Annotated in this window: 3 protein-coding genes; all 3 read left to right on the forward strand. The window is 30.0% G+C overall.

Going from position 1 to position 3,914, the window contains the following annotated elements:
• The first annotated feature begins 104 nt into the window (after window positions 1-104).
• On the forward strand, window positions 105-938 hold the full coding sequence (locus FNW52_RS20415; RefSeq protein ID WP_143379314.1) for a hypothetical protein: 834 nt from the start codon (window positions 105-107) through the stop codon (window positions 936-938).
• 163 nt (window positions 939-1,101) lie between these two features.
• Window positions 1,102-2,217, forward strand: a complete 1,116-nt coding sequence (locus FNW52_RS20420; RefSeq protein ID WP_143379315.1) for a serine hydrolase — start codon at window positions 1,102-1,104, stop codon at window positions 2,215-2,217.
• Window positions 2,218-3,048: 831 nt separating this feature from the next.
• Window positions 3,049-3,615, forward strand: coding sequence for a hypothetical protein (locus FNW52_RS20425; protein WP_143379316.1), 567 nt, complete (start codon window positions 3,049-3,051; stop codon window positions 3,613-3,615).
• Window positions 3,616-3,914 lie beyond the last annotated feature (299 nt).

Raw genomic sequence — 3,914 nt, forward strand, 5'->3', positions numbered from 1 at the left:
CAATTATAAAAAAATTGGCTATTTTAGCTTTTATAGTGAGCGCAGAAGAGAAGGCACTTCGCAAAGCCGCAAACGTTAGCGGTAATTGACAAAAAAAACTGAAAATGATTGAAAATATATCAGTAGATGAAGCAATAAAGAAAGGACACAGAATGGTAAATTATCCATCGATGTTAATTATGTTTGCTGTTTTAGGAATTACAATTTATTGCGGAATACAAAACTATTTACCTAAATGGACAATTCCTGTTGGAATAATATTATCTTTTATACTATCCTGGTTATATTGGAGTTTTGCAATTACAAAATGGAGAATTTGGTCTTTTGAGAATGTACGAAATGTTCACGAACTAAAAAAAAGAGCAATTCAAGAAAAACTAATTTGGAAAGATGGAAGTCTATTTGAAAAAACAGAAATTAGAAAGGAATCTGAAATAGAAAAATTAAACTCATTACAAGAAAAATTTAAACAAACTGATTTAATTGAGATATTCAAAGACGATTTATCAATTCCAAAAGAAACAATCATTTATTTTGCGAAAATGAAAAACTACATCGAAATGGGAATAATGCTAATTGGTGTGTTTGGTGGAATTTTCCTTTTCACAAAATCCGAAAATCAATATTGGGGTATAGGTTTAATAATTGTTTGCGGTTATTTAGCTTATTTAGAATTCCGAGAAGCAACAAATACAGAACCTCAAATTATAATTAATCAAAAAGGAATTAAAACAATTTCAACAAAATTCTATAATTGGGAAAGTATTGAAAATGAAGAGGTAATTATGGAAAATTCAGGAAAATATTCGCACTTTTACTTAACATATGATTTTCCGAATGGAACTGAAAAAATAATGATTGATGATTATGGAACTGAACATTATGATCTACAAAAATTATTAAAAACGTATCGTGGAAGAAACAACAACTACCGCTAACAGCCGTTTTGAGCTAGTGTGTGGTTTAGTGGAATTACCGTTTCGCATCAACTTTTCTGCAAAGCCGAAAGTTGAAAGGTTACGAACCACACACCATCTCAAAGCGGCAGGACGTTGGCGGTAAGTTTCCAAAAAAACGCATAAAATTCAGAACAATAACATTATGACAAAATTTTCATTCCTCTTTTTTGTATTTCTTTCTGTTCATTCTTTTGGACAAAAAACATCAAATTCAAACAAAAATAATTTTGATAAATCTGTATACCATTCAATGGATACAGTTGCAGACTCTTTTCTGAAAAAATCAGGAGCTAATTCTGTTTCGATAGCCATTGTCAAAAATAAAAAAACTTATATAAAGCACTACGGAGAGTTGGATAAAGGAAAAGGTAATAAAGCAACCAATCAAACACTTTTTGAAATAGGATCTACAACTAAAGTATTTACAGGAACGCTTATGGCTAATGCTGTATTAGAAAATAAAATTGGATTAGATGACGATATTAGAAAATATCTGAATGAAGATTTTTCTAATTTAGAGTTTCAAGGCAAACCAATAAAAATAAAAGATTTACTTGTCCATAGAAGTGGAATACAAACACCTTTTCCTGTTACTCAACAAATAAGAGATAAATACCCTGCTGAACGTTTCCTTTATTATAAAAACAGACTCGATAAAGCGTATACTAAAGAACTTTTCTTAGCTGATTTACGAAAAGTAAAAGTAGATTCACTTCCGGGAACTGGCTATAAGTATGGTGCTTTAGCGCCAGAATTGTGTGCTTATATTTTAGAAAATGTATATAAAAAAAGTTACGATGACCTATTAAATGAGGAGATTTTTAAAAAAGCAGGAATGAAATCTACAAAACTTAATTTAGGAAATAACGAAACTCTTGCAAATGGCTATAATGCAAAAGGCGATACTATGGAACCTTTAACTATCAGTATTTGGGGAGCATCAAAATTTCTAAAATCAACAATGGACGATTTAGGTAAATATATTAAGTTTGAATTAAATTCAAATAATAAGGTTGCTATTGAATCTCATAAAAAAGTTTATCCAAACATAGACATGGGTTATTTTTGGGACATTTTAACAGATTCTAAAGGGCATACAAACTATATAAAAGACGGTGGTTCAAACGGAACTTCTAATATACTTAAGATTTTGCCACAACAAAATTTAGGCATCTTGATTATTGCGAATCAGAATGATAGAAATACAGGCATAAATATAGAAAATGCTTTAAATAAATTAGAAACGGCTTTAAAATAGAACTAAAAAACCTACCGCCAACAGCCGTTTTGAGCTAGTGTGTGATTTAGTGGAATTATCGTTTCGCATCATATTTTCTGCAAAGCCGAAAGTTGAAAGGTTACGAACCACACACCATCTCAAAGCGGCGAAACGTTGGTGGCAAGTGTAAACCGAAAAAACGCATAAAAATATCTAACAAAAATGCAGAAAGGTTATAAGATTAGTTTTGTAATATATAGTGGAATGTTAATATTCTCTATCCTTTTTATGTATATGCTTTTGGGAGCAAGTGGACATAAAATAACTTTAAAGTACTACCATTATTCAATAGTACTATTTGCTATAATTAGTATTTTGCTTTTATTAATATTCCCGCGAATTTCTATCAAAAAGAATAATCTGAAATTTATCATTGGACTTTCTACATTAGTACTTTTATTAGTTAGTTTATATTACGCCGTGCAAAATCTATTTTCTATATTAACTGAAAACCTAATTATTGGGTTTAAAATTGTAGCAATAATATTTGTTGGGATTTTTATTGGAGCGATTATTTATCTAATCAAACAAATAATAGTAGAACTAAAACCGAATAAAAGCGAATGAAGAAAGGCGAATGACTTTATTGAAAACAGCAACACCAGCCACCAACAGCCGTTTTGAGCTAGTGTGTGATTTAGTGGAATTATCGTTTCGCATCATATTTTCTGCAAAGCCGAAAATTGAAAGGTTACGAACTACACACCATCTCAAAGCGGCGGAACGTTATGCGGGATTACCCAATAAGACCGAGAATTTAAGTGCTAAAACAAAATAATTTTAAAAAAAAAACCAAAACTAAATTAAAACATGAAGAAATTAATAATCATTATTTTACTTATTGTGGGAATAAACAAATCTTTTTCGCAAATCACAAACGTCGAAATAATAACCAAAGAAAATGACACTTTAAAAAATGTGGAATTAAAAATTAACTATTTTTCCAAAGTTGAATTAAATTATAAATTACAAGAAAAGTTAGTTGTTTTAGATAAAAATGGAAGTAAAAAAGAGTTACTACCTTCCGATGTAAGTTCATTTAGTTTGAAATATGAGGATAAGATTTTAAATTATGAAAATTTAGAAAATAAAGGATTTGCCCTAATAATGTATTCAAATAAATTGAAACTACTTAAGTATGTTAAACCGGGCTATACTTCAATAAATATATACATTATTAAAAGACCAAATAATGGTAAAGTCTCATACATGGAAGCTATGGGATTAAGTAGACTTATCTCGAAAAAAGTAATTACTAGAGAAATCACTGATTGTCAAAGCACTATTGATAAAGTTGAGAAGAAAGAATTAGCTATTCAAGGCGAATCTGGCGTATTAGAACTAGTAAAAGATTACGAAGCAAGTTGTTTTAATTAATCGGCAATAGATTTTTTGTTTAATTATCAATGTCTAAATTATTAACCGAAAATTGAGATTGAAAAGCAAAACATCGAACAATAATATCGAAAAGTAACCCCGCATAACACTTGCTCACAAGAGATTTGGGCAATTGGCTTAATTTGAAAATGGGTTTGTATTTGGGATGATTTGGCAAATCCGAAAAATGGGCTTAATTTAACCCCAAACCTCTTGTAGCAAGGGAACGTTACTGGCAAGTTGAGAAAGAGCTTTACAGTTAACATCAGGTTTTCAAAAGCCATTTAGTTGCGCAGAAA

The organism is Flavobacterium sp. ZT3R18, from assembly GCF_007097385.1.
In the GTDB taxonomy this organism is placed as follows: Bacteria; Bacteroidota; Bacteroidia; order Flavobacteriales; family Flavobacteriaceae; genus Flavobacterium.

Excerpts from the sequence above, each read along its gene's own strand:
- FNW52_RS20415 (WP_143379314.1), top strand. The coding sequence starts at position 105 with ATGATTGAAAATATATCAGTAGATGAAGCAATAAAGAAAGGACACAGA.
- FNW52_RS20420 (WP_143379315.1), top strand. The coding sequence starts at position 1,102 with ATGACAAAATTTTCATTCCTCTTTTTTGTATTTCTTTCTGTTCATTCT.
- FNW52_RS20425 (WP_143379316.1), top strand. The coding sequence starts at position 3,049 with ATGAAGAAATTAATAATCATTATTTTACTTATTGTGGGAATAAACAAA.